General features: G+C 73.9%; 12 protein-coding genes, 2 tRNA genes and 1 other RNA gene. 7 read left to right on the top strand and 8 right to left on the bottom strand.

The features are described 5' to 3' along the window. Positions 1-5 precede the first annotated feature (5 nt). Positions 6-78, top strand: a tRNA-Gly gene (locus tag ACIQV3_RS11820). A gap of 115 nt (positions 79-193) precedes the next feature. Here ACIQV3_RS11820 and ACIQV3_RS11815 read toward each other — a convergent pair. From ACIQV3_RS11815 to ffs, 6 genes are all read right to left on the bottom strand, one after another. Then, entirely contained in the window at positions 194-1,096 is a 903-nt protein-coding gene (locus tag ACIQV3_RS11815) for a phosphoribosylaminoimidazolesuccinocarboxamide synthase (RefSeq protein WP_403712198.1), read from the bottom strand. Positions 1,097-1,193: 97 nt separating this feature from the next. After that, positions 1,194-2,681: a N,N-dimethylformamidase beta subunit family domain-containing protein gene (locus ACIQV3_RS11810; RefSeq protein WP_403712196.1), complete on the bottom strand. Its 1,488-nt coding sequence runs from the start codon at positions 2,679-2,681 to the stop codon at positions 1,194-1,196. A gap of 190 nt (positions 2,682-2,871) precedes the next feature. Next, positions 2,872-4,491: a hypothetical protein gene (locus tag ACIQV3_RS11805; RefSeq protein ID WP_403712194.1), complete on the bottom strand. Its 1,620-nt coding sequence runs from the start codon at positions 4,489-4,491 to the stop codon at positions 2,872-2,874. A gap of 299 nt (positions 4,492-4,790) precedes the next feature. Continuing rightward, a complete protein-coding gene (gene purD, locus ACIQV3_RS11800; RefSeq protein ID WP_403712192.1) occupies positions 4,791-6,044 on the bottom strand; it encodes a phosphoribosylamine--glycine ligase in 1,254 nt (417 codons plus the stop codon). Positions 6,045-6,104: 60 nt separating this feature from the next. Further along, positions 6,105-8,402, bottom strand: coding sequence for a DNA polymerase III subunit gamma and tau (locus ACIQV3_RS11795; RefSeq protein WP_403712190.1), 2,298 nt, complete (start codon positions 8,400-8,402; stop codon positions 6,105-6,107). 189 nt (positions 8,403-8,591) lie between these two features. After that, positions 8,592-8,690, bottom strand: an RNA gene (ffs, locus tag ACIQV3_RS11790) — signal recognition particle sRNA small type. A gap of 130 nt (positions 8,691-8,820) precedes the next feature. Between ffs and ACIQV3_RS11785 the strand changes: the two genes are divergently transcribed. The 4 genes from ACIQV3_RS11785 to ACIQV3_RS11770 all read left to right on the top strand — a co-directional run bounded on the left by ACIQV3_RS11785 (position 8,821) and on the right by ACIQV3_RS11770 (position 11,974). After that, positions 8,821-8,908 (top strand) — tRNA-Ser (locus ACIQV3_RS11785). A gap of 108 nt (positions 8,909-9,016) precedes the next feature. Further along, complete coding sequence (locus ACIQV3_RS11780; protein WP_403712188.1) at positions 9,017-9,721, top strand: histone deacetylase; 705 nt, start codon at positions 9,017-9,019, stop codon at positions 9,719-9,721. A 101-nt stretch (positions 9,722-9,822) separates the two neighbouring features. Next, positions 9,823-10,134, top strand: a complete 312-nt coding sequence (locus ACIQV3_RS11775) for a hypothetical protein (RefSeq protein WP_403712186.1) — start codon at positions 9,823-9,825, stop codon at positions 10,132-10,134. 139 nt (positions 10,135-10,273) lie between these two features. After that, positions 10,274-11,974, top strand: a complete 1,701-nt coding sequence (locus ACIQV3_RS11770; RefSeq protein ID WP_403712184.1) for an aspartate:alanine exchanger family transporter — start codon at positions 10,274-10,276, stop codon at positions 11,972-11,974. Between the two features lie 123 nt (positions 11,975-12,097). On the opposite strand, the gene ACIQV3_RS11765 is transcribed toward ACIQV3_RS11770, so the two are convergent. Together ACIQV3_RS11765 and ACIQV3_RS11760 are read right to left on the bottom strand one after the other, a co-directional pair. Next, complete coding sequence (locus tag ACIQV3_RS11765; RefSeq protein WP_403712182.1) at positions 12,098-12,970, bottom strand: universal stress protein; 873 nt, start codon at positions 12,968-12,970, stop codon at positions 12,098-12,100. 149 nt (positions 12,971-13,119) lie between these two features. Then, a complete protein-coding gene (locus tag ACIQV3_RS11760; protein ID WP_403712180.1) occupies positions 13,120-14,658 on the bottom strand; it encodes a helix-turn-helix domain-containing protein in 1,539 nt (512 codons plus the stop codon). 221 nt (positions 14,659-14,879) lie between these two features. Between ACIQV3_RS11760 and ACIQV3_RS11755 the strand changes: the two genes are divergently transcribed. Continuing rightward, positions 14,880-15,716, top strand: coding sequence for an FAD binding domain-containing protein (locus ACIQV3_RS11755; protein WP_403712178.1), 837 nt, complete (start codon positions 14,880-14,882; stop codon positions 15,714-15,716). Then, complete coding sequence (locus ACIQV3_RS11750; RefSeq protein WP_403712176.1) at positions 15,713-18,544, top strand: molybdopterin-dependent oxidoreductase; 2,832 nt, start codon at positions 15,713-15,715, stop codon at positions 18,542-18,544. Before ACIQV3_RS11755 ends, ACIQV3_RS11750 begins: the two co-directional genes overlap by 4 nt. Positions 18,545-18,611 lie beyond the last annotated feature (67 nt).

Raw genomic sequence — 18,611 nt, 5'->3', positions numbered from 1 at the left:
CACCTGCGGACATAGCTCAGTTGGTAGAGCACCACCTTGCCAAGGTGGATGTCGCGCGTTCGAGTCGCGTTGTCCGCTCAGCAGTGAAGAAGCCCCGGTCCTCGGACCGGGGCTTCTTTCGTTCCCGGGGGCGCCGCCCCGGGGAAGGGGCCCGTTTCCGGGGCCCCTTCGCCGTTCTCCGCCGTGTGTGGGCTCAGGCCCAGGTCTGGCCGGTGAGGCGCTCGTACGCCTCGACGTAGCGGGAGCGGGTCTGCTCCACGATCTCCTGCGGGAGGGCGGGCGGCGGGAGTTCGCCCTTGGAGTCCCAGCCGGAGGCGGGGGAGGACAGCCAGTCGCGGACGTACTGCTTGTCGAAGGACGGCTGGCTGTGGCCCGGCTCCCACAGGTCGGCCGGCCAGAAGCGGGAGGAGTCCGGGGTCAGCACCTCGTCGGCGGCGACCAGGTTGCCGTCCTGGTCGAAGCCGAACTCGAACTTGGTGTCCGCCAGGATGATCCCGCGGTCGCGGGCGATGTCCCGGGCCCGGCCGTAGACGGCGAGGGTGGTCTGGCGCAGCAGGGCGGCCGTCTCGGCGCCCTGGGTGCGGGCGACCTCCTCGTAGGAGACGTTCTCGTCGTGCTCGCCGACCTCGGCCTTGGCGGCCGGGGTGAAGATCGGGCCGGGCAGCTCGGAGCCGTCGACCAGGCCCTCGGGCAGGCCCAGTCCGCAGACCGTACGGGTCTTCTCGTACTCGGCGAGGCCCGAGCCGGTCAGGTAGCCGCGGGCCACGCACTCCACGGGGACCATCTCGAGGTTCCGGCAGACCAGCGCGCGGCCGGCCCAGTCGGCGGGGGCGCCGGCGGGCAGCTCGGTGCTGATGACGTGGTGGGGGACGAGGTCCGCGAGCTGGTCGAACCACCACAGGGAGAGCTGGGTCAGGATCCGGCCCTTGTCCGGGATCTCCGTGGGCAGCACCCAGTCGGCCGCGGAGATGCGGTCGCTGGCGACCATCACGAGGTTGCCGTCCTCGTCGCGGTAGAGGTCGCGGACCTTGCCGGTGTGGAGGTGGACGAGGCCGGGCACCTGGACCGGCTCGGGCTTTTCGACGAATCCGGGCACGGAGTCTCCCTGTGGTTCTGTACGAGCGCGCGGCCCATTCTCCCGCACCCGGCCACGACCCTGGACAACGGGTCCGCCGGTCCGGCGGGTCCGGCGGTCAGTCCCTCTTGCAGATGCGGTCGAGGAGGTTGGCGGTGGCCCGCTGCACCCGCTCGTCCACGTGCCCGGGGCGGTCGAGGGCCGGGGACCAGGCGAAGGTTCCGGAGGCGAAGACGAGCGCGCCGCTGGGGGCCCGGTAGAGCGAGGTCTCCTGGTGGCGGCGGTGGCCGTCGCCGTCCTCGTACGGGGAGTGCGCGAGCAGGATCCGGCTCTGGTGCTCGGGGAGCTGGGTGCGCGGGAAGTACCGGTCGGCCTCGCCCGCGACCAGGCCGGGGAGTTCGTCGTTCTCGACGGCTCCGGTGGAGTCCCAGAGCCAGTGCGTGGCGTTGCGCACGATGAGCGGCGCGGGCTCGGGGACCCGTCCCGCGTACTGGATGCCGAGCAGCTGCTGCTCCGGGCGGTCCACCTCGCGCCAGAGGCTGGGGCGGCCCGGGCCGCGGCGTTTTCGGCAGGTGAGGAGCCGGTCGTCGACTCCGGAGGGCGAGGGGGAGAGCTCGACCTGCCAGTACATGGTGTTGGCGGAGAGGAAGACGAGCGAGGTCCCGTGGTCGCGGGCGCGCTCGACGGTGCGGCGCATGGGGCCGGACCAGTACTCGTCGTGGCCGGGGAAGACCAGCCCGCGGTAACGGGTGGGGTCGACGCGGCCGGCGTGCAGATCGCGGGCGTCGGCATAGGCGAGGTCGTAGCCGTAGCGCTCGGCCCAGCGGATGAAGTCGTAGGCGTGGCCCACGTGCAGGGGCAGGCCCGCGCCCGCGTAGGGGCGGTCGAAGGAGACGGTGATGGCGGCGTCGCGCTCGCCGAGCAGCCGGCCCTCCTCGTCCCAGGCGTGGTAGAGGCTCGCGCCCGTTCTGCCGTCCTCCGGGTAGAGGTTGTACGCCTGCCAGGTGATGTCGGGCAGCAGGAGCAGCAGATCGGCCGGGTGGTCGTCGCGCACCGTGAAGGGGATGTGCGAGCGGTATCCGTCGGCGGTCGTCAGGACCGCCACGTAGGCGCCGACGCTCCAGTACGAGGGGACCTGGAGCCGCCAGGACAGCCACCAGTGGTGGCAGGAGACGGTGCGGTCGGCGGCCAGGGGTGCGGGCTGGACGATGCCGGAGAGCCGGGGGCTGGTGGTGATCTTGGAGGCGCCGTCGCCGCCGTAGTGCCCGATGCGGTAGACGTCCACGGAGAACTGCTGGGGCGGGTCCACGGTGATGTGGAAGTCGATGGCCTCACCGGGCGCGACGGCTCCGGTGGAGGCGAACCCCTTGATCTGCCGGTGCACGTCGTCGGCGGTGCGGGGGCCGCCCGCGCCACGGGCACGGGGGATCTGCTGGCCCGGCCCGGCGGCCACGGCCGGGTCCACGTACCAGGGCACGACCTGGCCGTTGTCGTCGTAGTAGAGCTCGCTCCCCCGGAACCACGGCAGGGGGCCCTGGCCGAAGGGATCGGTCACCGCGTGCGCGAGCGCACCCGACTCCCAACGCCTGATCTGCTCCGCACCCATACCGCTGCTCCCCTCCCTCGCTCCCCCGAACGCCGCGACCGGTCCCCAGCACATCACATAACGCACGCAGTCCGTCACCGTTCGTCGCGAAAATTTCAAAGGGGATCCCGGCGGGGCCCGGCCCCGGGACCAGAGGGGCCGGCGGGGCCCGCGGGGCCTGCGGGGCCGGAGGGCCGGGCCCGTCTCCGGCCTAGACCAGGCGGACCGGCTTCTCGGGGCGTACGCCGACCTCCGCGAGCCAGTCCCGGAGCGGGCCGGGGTCCCGGTCCTCCACGAGCGAGAGCACGGGTCCGGCGAGATCGGCCCGCCGCACCCCGGCGACCAGCAGGACCGGCCCGTCCAGCCAGTCCAGCCCGGGCTCGCCTCCCGCGGAGTCGACCGCGGCGCAGCACACCAGCGCCACGACGTGGTCCGCCAGCAGGTCACGCCCGCTGCGCGGGGCCTCCAGCGGGAACAGCGGCAGCGCGTCGGCCCCGCGTCCCGCGGCGGCGGCGGCCGCCAGGGCGGGTACGGCCTCCCGCGCCAGGTCACCGCTCAGCCGGCCCGCCAGGGCGTCGGCATCGGCTTCGGCGAGGTGGATCAGCACCCGCTCCACCGTGGAGGCGGCGGGGCCCGGCGCAGCGGACAGCGCGTCCAGGGCGGCCAGCAGACGGGCCGCCTCCGTGCGCCACTTGCGGTCGACGACCTCCTCCGGATAAGCCGCCCAGTCCACCGGCGACCAGTCCGGACCGGCCTCGGCGGGACCTCCGTGGAACAGCCGCGCGGCCAGCAGCGAGGCGGCCTCGTCCACCGCACCCGGCTGGTCCAGCAGATCGCACGCCGGGCGCTCGCCCAGGCGGGAGGTGAACCCGTCGGCCAGCCGGTCGCGGCGGGACAGCTCGGTCAGCGCGGAGACGACACCCGCGTCCAGGTGCGCGGGCCAGCGGCCCATCCGCCAGGCGGGGAGCGCGACGCGGGTCAGCAGCCGGTCCCAGCCGGCGTACGCCAGCCCGACCTGCTCCTGGGCGACGATCCGCAGGGCGTAGTCCACACCCTGTGCACGGTCCGAGGCGGCGGCGGCGACCCCGCGCTCCATCTCGGCGGCGTCCACCCTGCACAGCCGCAGCAGCAGCCGGGCGGAGGCGGCGATCCAGCCGAGGAAGCGCCGGCCGCCCACGTCCACCGCGGCGTCCAGGCCCCGTACGAATCCGCGCGCGTCGGCTATGTCCGGGTGCCCGGAGGGTCCCGTACCGGCGACGACGGGCGCGAGGACGGCGCGGAGCTCGGCGACCCTCATCCACCACAGGAACGGCGAGCCGATCACCAGCACCGGGGCGGCGCCGGGCTCGCACTCCGGGCCGCCCGCTCCGGCGGCCCCGCCCGATATGAGCGTGCGGCCGCGGGCCCGGCGGTGCGCCGGGTGCGTGCGGTCCTCCAGCCAGCTGTCGCAGTCGGGGGTCAGGGCTATGGCGGAGGGCGCGGGAACGTCCATCCGGTCCGCCAGGTCCCGCACGAGCCGGTAGAGATCGGGGGCGGCGGACTCCGACAGCGGCACGGTCGGGGTCATGGCGGGGCCGGCCCGCAGCACGACGGCGGCGAAGATCCCGCCGACGAGCAGGACGAACGCGGCGACGGCGCACACGGCCAGGATCACGGTCGGCCAGGGGTCACCGGCGAGCCGGCCCGTCATGCGGGCGCTCACCAGCACCACGGCCACGGCGGCGGGCAGCAGCCCGACGGCCAGTGCCCTGCTGCGCACACGCAGCACGGCCAAGGCACGGGAACGCGCGGACGGCGTACCCACTTCAGCGATCGAACCTGTTCCGGACACGGCCGGACCTCACCCCCTCTGCCATGCGGCGGCGTTGCTCACTCCCCCACTGTGACACCAGCCACTGACATCGCAATGCCGGTGGGCCATGTGCCGGAATGAGAGCCGGAATGCTTGCGCCGCACCATAGTTGGGGCGCGGGCGGACGTCAGGCAGACGGGGCGACGATCACCCGATGGAATGGCTTTGGGTAAAGCTGGGTGCGTTCGAACGCGGCTGGATGCACTCGCACGCGAGCATGCGCGCGGGCCCGGCCGCACCGAGTGCGTACCGGGCCCGCTTCCGTGGAATCCCGCTGATCAGCGGCGTTCCGCCGCCTTCGCCGCGATGTCCGTGCGGTACTGCGAGCCGTCGAGCCCGATCCGCGCTACCGCCTTATACGCCCTGTCCCGGGCCTGCGCCAGATCGGAACCGGTCGCCGTCACCGACAGCACGCGTCCGCCCGCGCTGACGACCTCGTCGCCCTCGGTGCGGGTCCCGGCGTGCAGGACGTACGCGTACGGGGCGTCCTGTTCGGCCACGTCGGCCAGGCCCGTGATGGGGTCCCCGGTGCGGGGGGTCTCCGGGTAGTTGTGGGAGGCGATGACCACGGTGACGGCCGCGTCCTCGCGCCAGCTGAGCGGGGGCAGCGCGTCCAGGGTGCCGTTGGCGGAGCCCAGCAGCACGCTCGCGAGCGGGGTGCGCAGCCGGGCCAGGACCACCTGGGTCTCGGGGTCGCCGAAGCGGGCGTTGAACTCGATGACCCGCGTCCCGCGCGAGGTGATCGCGAGGCCCGCATAGAGCAGCCCGGAGAAGGGGGTGCCGCGGTGGCGCAGCTCGTCCACGGTCGGCTGCAGGACGGAGGCCATGACCTCGTCGACGAGCTTCGGGTCCGCCCAGGGGAGCGGGGAGTACGCGCCCATGCCGCCGGTGTTGGGACCCGCGTCCCCGTCGAGCGCGCGCTTGAAGTCCTGCGCGGGCTGGAGCGGCAGCACGGTGACGCCGTCGGTGATGGCGAAGAGGGAGACCTCGGGGCCGTCGAGGAACTCCTCGATGACCACGCGGTCGCAGCCCAGCGCGTGGGCGCGGGCGGCGGCCCGGTCGTCGGTGACCACGACGCCCTTGCCGGCGGCGAGGCCGTCGTCCTTGACCACGTACGGGGCGCCGAAGGCGTCGAGGGCCTCGTCCACCTCTTCCGGGGTGGTGCAGACGTAGCTGCGGGCCGTCGGGACGCCCGCGGCGGCCATCACGTCCTTGGCGAAGGCCTTGGAACCCTCCAGCTGCGCGGCCTCGCCGGACGGGCCGAAGACGGGGATGCCCACCGCGCGCACGGCGTCGGCGACCCCGGCGACGAGCGGGGCCTCCGGGCCGACGACGACCAGGTCGGCGCGGAGCTCGGTGGCGAGACGGGCGACGGCTTCGCCGTCGAGGGGGTCGACGGGGCGGAGCTCGGCCACCTCGGCGATGCCGGCGTTGCCGGGAGCGCAGTACAGCGCGTTGACGTCGGAATCGAGGGACAGAGAGCGGCACAGGGCATGTTCGCGGGCGCCGCCGCCGATGACGAGGACCTTCACGCGATGAAGACTAGCCCGCGTTCCCGGATGCCCTTCGTGCGGGCACCCAAGTCGGACCCCCTAGTCGTTCGTATATTCCTCTACAACGGTGGCTCCGAGCTCGCGCACGATCAGGTCGTGTCCGCTCAGCGCGGTGTCGACCAGGTCCGGGTCGTCGGCCTCCGCGATGTCGTCCTCGGGGGCGACCGGCGGGGGCGCCTGGTGGGTGGGCGGCTGGTGCTGCTGCTGGGACTGGTGCTGCTGGTACGACTGCTGCGGCTGCTGGGACTGCGGCTGCTGCGGCGGCGGCGGCTGCTGCTGGTACGTCTGCTGGGGCTGCTGCTGCGGTGCCTGCTGGGTCGGCGGCTGGTGGTAGGCGGGCGCGGGCGGAGCCCCGTAGGAGGACGCGGACACGGGGGCCATGGGCTGGGCTCCCCCGCCGACGACGGCCTCGATCTTCCAGGTGACCTGGAACTGCTCGGCCAGCACCGCCTTGAGGACGTCCTCGCTGCCGCTGCTCGCGAAGTTGTCGCGGGCTCCGGCGTTGGGGAAGCCGAGCTGGAGGGTCGTGCCGTCGAAACCGGCGACCTGGGCGTTCTGGCTCAGCAGGATCCACGTGAAGCGGCGGCGGTTCTTGACGGCGTCCAGCACGGCCGGCCACATCGCCTGGATCTGCCCGGCGCCGGCGGCCATGCCGGGCGCCGGGGCTGCGGGCTCCGCCGGAGCGGGGGCCCGGGGGGCCTGCGCCGGAGCCGCCGGGGGAGCCGCGGGGGCGGCCGGGGCGCCGGGGGTGGCCGCGCCGGGCCAGGCCCCCGCGGCGGGGGCGGCGGCCGGGGCCGCGGCGGGAGCCGGGGCCGGGGCGGAAGCCGGGGCCGGGGCGGAAGCCGGGGCCGGGGCGGAAGCCGGGGCCGGGGCCGCGGGGGCGCCCGGGGTGGCGGCGCCGGGCCAGGCGCCGGGAGCGCCGCCGCCGGGCTGCGCGGCGCCGGGCCAGGCGCCGGGAGCGGCGGCGGCCGGGGCCACCGGCTCGGGCGGAGCCACCGGGGCCGCGACCGGGGCGGGGGCCTGGTGCACGGGGGCCGGGGCGGCCTGGTGCACCGGAGCCGGCTGCGCGGGGGGCCGTACCGTCGCGGGGGCCATGGCGTGGGCCTCCGGCCCGGGTACGTAGCCCATGGCGGGGGCCGGGCCGGGGGCGGCGGCGAAGGCGGCGGCGGCCTGGGCCGCACCGCCGCGCTCCAGCCGGTCGAGCCGCGCCTGCACGGAACGCTCGTCGTCGAAGGCGGCGGGCAGCAGCACGCGGGCGCAGATCAGCTCCAGCTGCAGCCGCGGCGAGGTGGCTCCGCGCATCTCCGTGAGCCCCGTGTTGACCAGGTCGGCGGCCCGGGACAGCTCGGCGGCCCCGAACACGGAGGCCTGGGCCTGCATCCGCTCGACCACGTCGTTCGGGGCGTCGATGAGCCCCTTCTCCCGGGCGTCGGGCACGGCGGCCAGGATCACCAGGTCGCGCAGCCGCTCCAGCAGGTCGGCGACGAAGCGGCGCGGGTCGTTGCCGCCCTCCACCACCCGGTCCACGATCTCGAAGGCCGCGGCCCCGTCCCCGGCGGCGAACGCGTCCACGACGGCGTCCAGGAGGGTCCCGTCGGTGTAGCCGAGGAGCGAGGTGGCCATGGCGTACGTCACACCCTGCTCCGCGGCGCCGGCCAGGAGCTGGTCCATGACGGACATGGAGTCACGGACGGATCCGGCGCCGGCGCGCACGACGAGCGGCAGCACGCCCTCCTCGACGTGGGCGCCCTCGCGGCCGCAGACCTCGCCGAGGTAGTCCCGCAGGGTGCCGGGGGGCACGAGCCGGAAGGGGTAGTGGTGGGTCCGGGACCGGATGGTCCCGATGACCTTCTCGGGCTCGGTCGTGGCGAAGATGAACTTGAGGTGCTCCGGCGGCTCCTCGACCACCTTCAGCAGGGCGTTGAAGCCCGCCGGGGTGACCATGTGCGCCTCGTCGATGATGTAGATCTTGTACCGGCTGGAGGCGGGCCCGAAGAAGGCCTTCTCGCGCAGGTCACGGGCGTCGTCCACACCACCGTGCGAGGCGGCGTCGATCTCGATGACGTCGATGGACCCCGGCCCGTTGCGCGCGAGGTCCTTGCAGGACTGGCATGCGCCGCAGGGCGTGGGCGTGGGGCCCTGCTCACAGTTCAGACAGCGGGCGAGGATGCGCGCGCTGGTGGTCTTGCCACAGCCTCGCGGCCCGCTGAACAGGTACGCGTGATTGACCCGGTTGTTGCGCAGGGCCTGCATCAGCGGGTCAGTGACATGCTCCTGCCCGATGACCTCGGCGAACGACTCGGGGCGGTAGCGGCGGTACAGCGCAAGGGACGACACGTATACGAGGTTATCCGGGCCCACCGACAACGGTGGCCCGCAGACCCGCCAGGTCCGCGGCGGGGACGTCCGTTCCGCGGCGGGGACGCCAGGTCCGCAGTGGGTGCGCCAGGTCCGCGGCGGGACCCGCGGACCGCACTGGTCCTGTTCCCATCGCTGAGCGGCCCGGCCGGCCCGACCCGTCCCGGAACGCAAAGCGCCCCCCACGCACCCGCCAGAGCCCACTTACCCTTGCTGCCTTCCGGCCCTGGGGGAGTTGGGTGAGATAGCGCCACGTGAGGGGCTGGCCCCACCCTAGCGGATGGAGGGCCCTGGAATCGAGCCGGACCCCGACCCGCATCCCGACCCGCACCCCGGCCCGACCCCGCCCGGCGATCACGTTCGCGAGCACCCCTCAACGTCTTGTATTGTTTGCCGCGGAGGATTCGCCTAGTGGCCTAGGGCGCACGCTTGGAAAGCGTGTTGGGGGCAACCCCTCACGAGTTCGAATCTCGTATCCTCCGCCATTGCTCTCACCGGGCAATACGTCGAAGAGCCCCGCTGCTTGCAGCGGGGCTCTTCTTCGTTTGCCGACGAAACCGATGCCGCGCCCCTTCCCACAGGCGAGGAACAGCATGGTCGTCCACACCGCGGTCCCGCTCGGCGCCGAGGCTCCCCCCGTCCACCGCCGGGTCTGGTACGCCTCGTACGGCTCCAACATGCACATGAACCGGCTCGCCGCCTACATCGCCGGCGGAACTCCGCCCGGCGCGGCGCGCTCCCATCCCGGCTGCCGGGACCGCCGGACGCCGGAGCGGTCGATCGCCGTCCAGCTCGCCGGGTGCCTCTACTTCGCCACCGAGTCCCCGGTGTGGACGGGAGGGAGGGGCTTCTACGACCCGTCGGCGCCGGGCCGCCTGCTGGGGCGGGCCCACCTCGTGACCGTGAGCCAGCTGTCGGACATCGCCGCGCAGGAGATGTACCGGGACCCGGGAGCGGATCTCGACCTCTCCAGGGTGCTGCGCGAAGGCCGCGACGAGTCGGGCAGCGGCCGGTACGAGACCTTGGTCTGCCCGGGGACGGTCGAAGGCATCCCCGTGCTGACGTTCACCGCCCCGTGGTCCGTCGGGGACGTCGAGCCGATCGTGCCGTCCGCCGCGTACCTGCGGTACCTCGCGTCCGGTCTGCTGGAGTCGGGACCGTGGGCGGAGCAGGAGATCGCCGACTACCTGTCCGCCTGCCCCGGCGCGGCCGGCCACTGGACACCGCGACAGGTGCTCGGCCTGCTCGCGGAGCCGACGGACCGGCCTGCCGGGGGCCTGCCGGAGGCCCGCGCCTAGCGTGGGGCCACGGACACGGCACAGGAGTTCGAGACCCACCGGCCACGTCGGTGACGGCGGCCGCGGCTTTGGCCGTGGCTTCGGCCGGGAAGGCTGGGACTGTGGGCACCGACTGCCAGCCGGCCGACGCGGGCGAAGTGGCGGACCGGCTGGTCGAGCTGGCCCTCGGCGATCCGGCCGGCCGGGTGCCCGACTTCGCCGGCCCGGCCGTGTACCCGGCCGCCGGCCTCGCCAGGGACTGGCTGCGCGCCACCGGCAAGCGCCGCCCGGTCCTCCCCGTCCGGATCCCCGGCGGGATCGGGGCCGCCTGGCGCGCCGGTCACCTGACCGCCCCCGGCCACGCGCTCGGCCGGCGCACCTGGGAGCAGTACCTCGCCGAGCGTGGACATGCTGGCGGACATACCGGCACATAACGTTTCCCGGGACGGCCGGCCCAGGAGGTCGGCCCAGGAGGTCGGGCCAGCAGGTCGGCCCAGGAGGCCTGCCCAGGAGGCCGTGCGGGCGGCACCGGCGGGCGAGCGGGCGGGAAGCGGGGGAGTGCGGGTGGCGTGGATGGACTGGCTCAGGACGGAGATCTTCCAGCCCTACCCCGAGCTGCTGATCTTCCTGACCATCGCCGTCGGCTTCCTGCTCGGCCGCGTCCGGTACAAGTCCATCGCGCTGGGCGCCGTCACCGGATGCCTCGTCGCCGGACTGGTCATCGGCTCCCAGGCCAAGGTCGAGATCGACGGTCCGATCAAGTCCGTCTTCTTCCTCATGTTCCTCTTCGCCCTCGGCTACGACGTCGGCCCGCAGTTCTTCCGCGCCCTGCGCAAGGACGGCCTCCCCCAGGTCGTCCTCGCCCTCATCGTCTGCGTCACCGGACTCGCCTCCGCCTGGGCCTTCGCCACCCTCGCCGGTTACGGGCCCGGCCTCTCCGCCGGTCTGCTCGGCGGCGGCCTCACCCAGTCCGCCGTCATCGGCGTGGGCTCCGACGCCATCGCCCACCTGCCCGGTGTCAGCGCCGCCGAGGCCCGGGACCAGTCGCATCTGATCGCCGTCGCCTACGCGGTCACGTACCCCCTCGGTACGGTCCTGCCCGCGCTGCTCCTCGCCGGGATCCTGCCGCGCCTGCTGCGCCGGGACCTCGCCGAGGAGAGCGCCGTGCTCGCCGCCGACCTGGAGGCCGCCGAGGACGACCCCGACGCCGGGGAGGGCTACTACAAGCACGTGCTGCGCGCCTACGCCGTCGACGTGGCCGCCTTCGCCGGGCGCACGATCGGGGACTTCGAGGCGGAGCAAAAGGCCGCGGGACGGCGGCTCTACATCACCCGGCTGCGCCGCGGTGGGGAGATCCTGGAGCACACCGCGGACACCCGCGTCGAGATCGGGGACGTCCTGGCCGTCAGCGCGGTCCGCGGCGACCTGGTCGCGTACGACGCGCGCACGCACATCGGGATGGAGACGGACGACTTCGAGCTGCTCGCCTACCGCACCGAGTCCCTGCACGTGGTCATCACCGACCGGAACCTCAGCGGCCGCACCATCCGCACCTTGCGCCACGAGGAGTTCATGCCGGGCGTCTTCGTCGACGGGCACTGGCGGGCCGGCGCCGACCTGCGGGTCCGCCTCGACAGCACCGTGGAGCGCGGCGACACCCTGGTCCTGACCGGGCCGCGCAGCCGGGTGGAGGCGGCCGCGGCGGCGCTGGGCAAGCCGGTGCCGACCAGCTTCGCGACGGACATGGTGTGGATCGCGCTCGGGCTCTTCCTCGGCGGCTGCCTCGGCATCCCGGCGCTGCACGCGGCCGGCGCTCCGCTGTCGCTGTCCACCTCCACCGGGGCGCTGCTGATGGGGCTGGTCTTCGGCTGGATCCGCAGCAAGTACCCCACGTACGGGAACCTGCCGTCGGCCGCGCAGTGGCTGATGGGCACGCTCGGGCTGTGCGTGTTCGTCACGGTCGTCGGCCTCAACGCCGGTCCGAGCTTCGTCCCGGGCCTGCGCGAAGCCGGCTGGCCGCTGCTGCTCTGGGGGGCGGCCGTGACGACCGTGCCGCTGCTGGCCGGATTCGCCTACGGGCACTTCGTGCAGCGCCTCCCCCTCCCGATCCTGCTCGGCGCCCTGGCCGGGGCCCAGACCACGACGGCCGCGCTGGGCGCCCTGACGGAACGCGCGCGCAGCCAGATCCCGGCCCTGGGGACGACGGTCCCGTACGCCCTGGGCAACGTACTGCTGACGATGTGGGGGTCGGTGATCGTGCTGCTGCGGCGGTGAGCGATGAGCGGTGAGCGCATCCCGCGAGGATTCCCGGAGGACACCTTCGACGACCGTGCCCCCGACCGGGCCCGGCAGGTGCGGTAGGACGGCGGACCGCCTCGACGGGGCGCGAACCGCCGGCTAGTCGTGGGGGATCAGGGCCACCGGGCAGTGGGCGTGGTGGGCCACCGCGTGGTCCGTGGGGCCCATGCCGTGGAGGGGGCGGTGGTGGCGGCGGCCCACGACCAGGAGGTCGGCCTCGGCGGCCTCGGCGAGCAGGAGCTCCGCGGGGTCGCCGGGGAGGGTCACGCACTCGGCCCGGACCCGCGGGTAGCGCGCGCCGGCCGCGGCCACCGCCGCTTCGAGCGGCTCCGGGTCCACCGGGCCGCTCCCCGCCGCGCGCACCGCGCGCAGCGGGAGGGCGTGCCGCGCCGCCCAGGCGTACGCGAAGTCGAGCACCGCGCCGTGGTCGCCCGCCGGGTCCACCCCGACGACGACCCCGCCTCCGTGCGGTGCGCGCACGGCGGGCTCCCGTACCAGGACGACCGGGATCCCGGCGCGCCCCGCGACGTGCAGCGCGGTGGAGCCGAGCTGCGGCAGCGGGTGGCGGTCCTCGCCGCTCGCACCGAGCACGATCAGCCCGGCGTCCGCCTGGGCGGCCGCCCGCGGGATCTCGTTGCCGGGCCCGCCCTCGGCGGTGGCCGTCTCTACGGTCAGGCCCCGGTGGTTGGTCCGGAGTTCCTCGGCGAGGGCCGCCAGCGCGGTCCTCGCCACGTGCTCGCTCGCGCCGAGCACGGGCTGGAACTCCACGGAGATCGGCTGGACGGCCGGCCAGGCCCGGCCCACGTGGAGCAGCCGGAGCGGCGCCCCGGCGGCCAGGGCCTCGCGGGCGGCCCACCGCGCGGCGGTGATGCTCCGGGGCGAACCGTCGAACCCGACGAGGAGGGGGAGCGCGGGCGGGGTGGGAGGCGTGAGCGGTTCGGGCTGGGCGGACGGGACGGACGGGACGGACATCGGCGGCACCCTTCCTTCGCTTTTCCGGTCGCTCCTACGACGCTACGCCCATTGACCTCTTCGTCCCGTGAGGAGAGTTTTGCTCCTGTTCGGACCACCTCTTCTGCCCGCACCCGGGTCCGGGGGCGGGCAGAGGGCGCGGGCGCGGGCTAGCAGCGCAGCGCCGCGTACAGGTCCAGCTTGTGGTCGAGGCGGGACAGGTCGCGGCCGGTCAGGGACTCCACGCGCTCGATCCGGTAGTGGACCGTGTTCACGTGCAGGTGCAGTGCCTCCGCCGTACGCGTCCACGAGCAGTTGTTCGCGAGGAACACCTCCAGGGTCTCCCTCAGCATCCCGTCGCCGAGCGCGCCCAGCGTTCGCGCCCCGAACACCCCCCGGACCTCCGGCGGCACCCCCGACAGCAGTTCGGCCAGGGTGTCCAGCTGCTCGACCCCGCGGACCGCGACCTCCGCGTCCGCCGCCGTCAGCGCGAAGCGCGCCTGGCACAGTGACGCGCGTAGCCCCTCGGCCGAAGCCGTCCGCGCGCCCACGCCGAGCCGCAGGTCGGTCCCCGGTTCGGCGCACGCCTGGAGCAGCGGCCATACCGCGCGCAGCCGGTCGGCGAGACCGGCAGCGGCCGACCCGGCGGCGTCGCGCGCGTCGCCCGCACCGCCCGCGCCGCCCGCGCCGCCCACGCCGCCCGCACCGCCCGCGGCCGCCGCATCGGCCGGGCCCTCGTACAGCACCGCCCCGCCCGGGCCCGCCGCCCACCGGGCGCCCTCCAGGTGCCCCAGCGCCTCCGCCAGCGCGTCCCCGTCGGTCGCCGTCACCACGCGGTACGGGCCACCCGCGGGCAGTCCGGCCGTCTGGAGGGCGGCGACGAGGAGGTCCGGCTCGGCCTCGGCCGCCACCAGGGCGAGCAGGTCCCCCGCGGCGGCCCGGCGCGCGGCCGCCCGGCGGGCCGTCCCGTCGCGGTACTGCGCGAACACCTCGGCGATCTCGTGGAGCACCCGGGGCGGCGCCGCGTCCGCGTCCGGGACGTGCAGCAGCCAGGCGTCGTACGGGGAGCTCTCGCTCTCGATCCCCAACGAGACCCCGCCCTTCGCGGCGGAGGCGGCCCGCCGCGCCGGGATCGCGGGCGCCGACGGGGTACGGGCCACCGTGCGGCCGCTCGCGGTCAGCAGGTAGCAGGGCAGCCGGCCCAGGTGCGCGCACGCCCGGTCCAGCAGCTCCGCCGGCCCGGCCCCGCCCTCCAGGAGCCGGCTGAGCTCGCCGCGCACGTTCTCGGGCAGCGCGAAGTGCCGGGTGGGGCGCCTGCTGAGGTCGCCCCACTGGCGCAGGTACACCGCTTCGGTGACGGCCCGGAAGCTGGTCTGCGCGGGGACCGCCACCAGCGGCATCCGGTGGGCCCGGCAGGCGGCGACGAGCTCCTCCGGCACCCCTCCGTGGGTCTCCTCGCCGGCCAGCAGGGCCCGGGCCCCGGCGTCGGCGAGGGCGGCGACGAAGCGGTCGGTCCTGGCGGCGGCCGACGCCCCCGGACGCCACCACACGAGGCCGCTGAGCACGAGCTCTCCGGGACCCAGGAACCGGCCCGGGTCCTCCAGGTCGGTGGCGGTCACCCCGCTGACCTCCTGGCCGAGAAGGGACTGCTCGCCCCACAGCAGGGTGAGGCCGAGATTGTCGGACTGGAGTAGGTCGAGGACGTGCATGGCGGGGACTCCTTGCGGCGGGCGGCAGCCCACAATCGCGAGGCGAATATGAGGGTGGCCATGGTAAATGCAAGGGCAAGTCTGCGAATAGCCTCTTGGATGATTCACCAGGGAGACCCCGTCGGTCCTGGTGCTTTTCCGTGCCGGGGACCAGTCGTCCCGGCGCCTGGCCCGTTGTTTCACTGAGGGAGCCGAGCCGACGACGGAAAGGATGGCGGGAAATGGACCTCAACACGGTGCTCGACGTACGGGACGCACGCCGCCGCGAACCCTGGCGTCCGGGTGACGCCTGGCTCGGCGGCGGAACGTACCTCTTCTCCGAGCCCCAGCCCCACATCCGCCGTCTCGTCGACCTCTCCCGGATGGGCTGGCCCCCGCTGTCCCGGCAGCCCGACGGCTCCCTCGACATCGCCGCCACCTGCACCATCACCGAGCTGTCCCGCTTCGGCCGGACCCTGCCCGCCACGGCCGCGCCGCTCTTCGAACAGTGCTGCCGGGCCTCCCTCGCCAGCTTCAAGATCTGGAACATGGCGACCTTCGGCGGCAACCTCTGCAACGGCCTCCCCGCCGGCCCGATGATCTCCCTCACCGCCGCCCTCGACGGCACCGTCCTCCTCCAGGGCCAAGACGGCGCCACCCGGCGCCTGCCCGTCACCGACTTCGTCCGCGGAGCCGGCGTCAAGGACCTGCGCGACGGCGAGCTGCTGCGCTCGGTGCGGCTGCCCGCCCGCGCCCTGGACTCCCGTACGGCCTTCCGGCAGGCCTCCCTCTACGGTCTCGGCCGCTCCGGCGCCCTCGTCATCGGCGCCCACGACCCCCAGGACGGCTCGCTCGCCGTCACGGTGTCGGCCGCGACCACCCGCCCCTTCCGCTTCTGGTTCGCGCTGCCGCCCACGGCGGCCGAGCTGCGCCGGGCGATCGACGACACCGTCCGGCCCGACGAGTGGTACGACGACATCCACGGCCTGCCCGCCTGGCGGCGCCACATGGGCCTGCGCCTGGCCGAGGAGGTCCGCCGAGAACTGACGGGCGCAGACGCTCCGGAGGAACCGCGATGAGCAGTAGTAGTAGCAGTAGTAGCAGTAGTAGCAGCAGCAGTAGCAGCAGCTACGAGATCGACATCAACGAGCAGCGTTTCACCGAGGAGCCCCGCGCCGGCCAGTGCCTGCGCACCTACCTCCGCGAGCGCGGCTGGTTCGGCGTGAAGAAGGGCTGCGACCAGGGCGACTGCGGCGCCTGCACGGTCCACGTCGACGGGCAGCCCGTCCACAGCTGCCTCTACCCGGCCGTCCGCGCCGAGGGGCGCTCGGTCACCACCGTCGAGGGACTGTGCTCGCCCGGCGGCGAGCTCCACCCCGTCCAGCAGCAGTTCCTCGACGCCCAGGGCTTCCAGTGCGGCTTCTGCACCGCCGGGTTCCTGATGACCACCGCCGCCCTCCAGGCCGAACGGGGCACCGCCCACGACGACGGCAAGCTGGAGGACCTCCCGCGCGCCTTCAAGGGCAACATCTGCCGCTGTACGGGCTATCGCGCCATCGAGGACGCCGTACGCGGCGTGCAGCATGCCGAAACCCCCGAGGCGGGCCAGGCCGTCGGCAAGTCCCTCGGCGCTCCGGCCGGCCCGCAGGTGGTCACGGGCACGGCTCGCTACACCTTCGACGTCACCGTCCCCGGGCTGCTCCACATGAAGCTGCTGCGCTCCCCGCACCCGCACGCCCGGATCGTCTCCATCGACACCACCGACGCCCTCCAGGTCCCCGGCGTGCACGCGGTCCTCACCCACCACGACGCCCCCGACCACCTGTACTCGAGCGCCCGCCACGAGCACCCGACCGAGGACCCGATGGACACCCGGGTCCTGGACGACGTGGTCCGCTTCGTCGGCCAGCGCGTCGCGGCCGTCGTCGCCGACTCCGAACAGGCCGCCGAGGAGGGCTGCCGCCGCGTGGTGGTCACCTACGAGGAACTCCCGTACGTCATCGACCCGGAGGAGGCGATGCTGCCCGGCGCGCCCGTCATCCACCCCAAGGGGCCCGAGTCGGGAATCTTCCGCGCCGAGAACAACGTGTGCGGCGAGGTCCACCACACCCTCGGCGACATGGAGAAGGGCTACGCGGAGGCGGACGTCGTCCACGAGGAAACCTTCCAGACCCAGCGCGTGCAGCACGCCAGCCTGGAGACCCACGGCAGCGTCGCGTACTTCGAGCCCAAGGAGGACGGTTCCCCGGGCGAACGCATCACCGTCCGTTCCTCCACCCAGGCGCCGTTCCTGACCCGGCGGGCGCTGTGCGCCCTCTACGGCCTGAACGAGGACGAGGTCCGCGTCGTCGCGGGCCGCGTGGGCGGCGGGTTCGGCGGCAAGCAGGAAATGCTGACCGAGGACATCGTGGTCCTCGCCGCCCTCAAACTGCGGCGCCCAGTGAAACTCGAATTCACCCGGGCCGAGCAGTTCTACGGTGCCACCACCCGCCACCCCTTCAAGATCACCATCAAGATCGGCGCCAAGAAGGACGGCACCCTCACCGCACTGCGCATCCGGGTCGTCTCGAACACCGGCGCCTACGGGAACCACGGCCCGGCCGTCATGTTCCACAGCGTCGGCGAGTCCTTCGCGGTGTACAAGGCGCCGAACAAGGAGGTGGAGGCGTACTCCGTCTACACCAACGGCGTACCCGCGGGCGCCTTCCGCGGCTACGGCCTGGGCCAGGTCCTCTTCGCCCTCGAATCGGTCATGGACGAGCTCGCCATCCGGCTCGGCATGGACCCGCTCGAACTGCGCGAGAAGAACGTCATCGGCCCCGGCGACCCCATGGTGACACCCATCGGCCACGAGGAGGACCTCTTCATCGCCTCGTACGGCATGAAGCAGTGCATGGACGTCGTCCGCAAGGCCATCGCCGAGGACCGCAGCCACGAGGACGTCCCCGAAGGCTGGCTCACCGGCACGGGCACGGCCGTCGCGATGATCGCGACCGGCCCGCCCGGCGGCCACTACGCCGACGCCCGGATCAGCCTGCTGCGGGACGGGACGTACGACATCGCCGTGGGCACGGCCGAGTTCGGCAACGGCACCACCACCGTCCACCAGCAGATCACCGCCGGTGCGCTGAACACCACGGTCGACCGGATCACCGTCCGTCAGTCGGACACGGACGTGGTCCGCCACGACACCGGCGCCTTCGGCTCGGCCGGCACGGTGGTGGCGGGCAAGGCGGTCATGCTGGCCGCCGACTCCCTCGCGGAGCGCCTCAAAACCTTCGCCGCCCGGCACACGGGCGTGGCCCGGCACCTGTGCAGGCTGTCCGCGGAGTCCTTCGACTGCGCGGGCCGGGTCGTCACCCTCAAGGAGCTCTACGAGGCCGCGTACGACAAGGGCCGGCTGGAGGAGATCACGGCCGACGGCCACTGGGGCGGCTCCCCGCGATCAGTGGCCTTCAACGCCCAGTGGTTCCGGATCGCCGTCGACCCGGACACCGGCGAGATGAAGATCCTGCGCAGCGTCCACGCCGCCGACGCGGGCAAGGTCATGAACCCGATGCAGTGCCGCGGCCAGGTCGAGGGCGGCGTCGCCCAGGCCCTCGGCGCCACCCTCTTCGAGACCGTACGGGTGGACGAGCGCGGGGAGGTCACCACGGCCGCCTTCCGCCGCTACCGCCTCCCGCAGTACGCCGATGTCCCGCGCACCGAGGTCCACTTCATGGAGACCTCCGACGCGATCGGCCCCCTCGGCGCCAAGTCCATGTCCGAGAGCCCCTTCAACCCGGTGGCCCCCGCCTTCGCCAACGCGCTGCGCGACGCGACGGGAATCCGCTTCACGGAGCTCCCGGTAACCCGGGACGTGGTCTGGCAGAGGATCCACGAAGCGGGGGGCGGGGGCCGATCCTGAAGTTCACGCGATCTGCCAGGCAGATACGACCAACACTTACACAGTTGCGGCTCATATCATGGCACCA

It is taken from the genome of Streptomyces sp. NPDC099050 (assembly GCF_044759865.1).
Classification (GTDB): domain Bacteria; phylum Actinomycetota; class Actinomycetes; order Streptomycetales; family Streptomycetaceae; genus Streptomyces.
The sequence above is the reverse complement of the archived record's forward strand: the minus strand, read 5'-3'. Positions and strand labels throughout refer to the sequence as shown.

What these genes read in the sequence shown, in the direction of transcription:
- ACIQV3_RS11810 (WP_403712196.1), bottom strand. Translation starts at nt 2,681, where the DNA reads ATGGGTGCGGAGCAGATCAGGCGTTGGGAGTCGGGTGCGCTCGCGCAC.
- ACIQV3_RS11760 (WP_403712180.1), bottom strand. Translation starts at nt 14,658, where the DNA reads ATGCACGTCCTCGACCTACTCCAGTCCGACAATCTCGGCCTCACCCTG.
- ACIQV3_RS11770 (WP_403712184.1), top strand. Translation starts at nt 10,274, where the DNA reads ATGGACTGGCTCAGGACGGAGATCTTCCAGCCCTACCCCGAGCTGCTG.
- ACIQV3_RS11765 (WP_403712182.1), bottom strand. Translation starts at nt 12,970, where the DNA reads ATGTCCGTCCCGTCCGTCCCGTCCGCCCAGCCCGAACCGCTCACGCCT.
- ACIQV3_RS11755 (WP_403712178.1), top strand. Translation starts at nt 14,880, where the DNA reads ATGGACCTCAACACGGTGCTCGACGTACGGGACGCACGCCGCCGCGAA.
- ACIQV3_RS11750 (WP_403712176.1), top strand. Translation starts at nt 15,713, where the DNA reads ATGAGCAGTAGTAGTAGCAGTAGTAGCAGTAGTAGCAGCAGCAGTAGC.
- ACIQV3_RS11780 (WP_403712188.1), top strand. Translation starts at nt 9,017, where the DNA reads ATGGTCGTCCACACCGCGGTCCCGCTCGGCGCCGAGGCTCCCCCCGTC.